The sequence below is a fragment of the Methylobacterium sp. WL103 genome, assembly GCF_008039885.1.
Classification (GTDB): domain Bacteria; phylum Pseudomonadota; class Alphaproteobacteria; order Rhizobiales; family Beijerinckiaceae; genus Methylobacterium; species Methylobacterium cerastii.
On sequence record NZ_VRUX01001138.1, the window covers coordinates 1 to 716 of the forward strand.

At 72.2% G+C, this 716-nt stretch carries 1 pseudogene; it reads right to left on the reverse strand.

Annotation, left to right across the window (positions count from 1 at the left end):
* Nucleotides 1-138: 138 nt before the first annotated feature.
* Nucleotides 139-716 (reverse strand): annotated as a pseudogene (locus FV222_RS30345) (hypothetical protein); the annotation flags it as partial.

Consider the following 716-nt stretch of genomic DNA (forward strand, 5'->3'; position numbering starts at 1 on the left):
ACCCCGAGCGCGGCGGGGATCGCCGGCCGGGCCGGCAACCCAGTGAAGCCGCCGACGGCGAGGCCGAGCACGAGTGCGGCCAACGATCCCGGCCACAGGCCGGCGAGGAGGAGCATCACGGCAAAACCTTTCCGGAGGTCAGGGCAGCACGGCGAAGGCGATGCCCGGCCGCTCCGAGAGCTTGTCGGCGACGACGACCTGGTCGAGCCCAGCGCCGGCCTGGAGCAGGTACTCGACCACCGCACCGGCGCGCAGCCGCGGCAGGTCGGGCTCCGGCGCCTCGGCGGTCTCCTTGCCGGCCTTCGTGTCCTTGGCCGGCTTGGTGTCCTTCGCCGCCTTGGCGTCCTTCGAACTCTTCGCGTCGTTCGAAGTTTTGGTGTCCTTCGAGCCCTTGGCGTCCTTTGCGGGCACCGCCTTCGCGGCCGGCTTGGTCTCACCGGACTTAGTGGGCTCGGGCTTGGCCAACGCAGCCTTGCCGGCCTCGGGCTTGGGCGCCGCACTCGCGATACCCTGCGTCTGGGCTGCGTCCGCCACCTTCGCGTCCGGCGGGGCGGTCTTTGCCGGATCGCCGTGGCCGGCGACCGCGATGCGCAGCGACGGGCAGGTCTTGGCAAGCTCCGCGAGGCGATCGAGCACGGGATAGAAGATCGGTGACAACGCGCCTGAGCCGGGCGCGAAGCGCAGGCCGGTGCCGCCGACGAGCGCCGTCGCGGCGC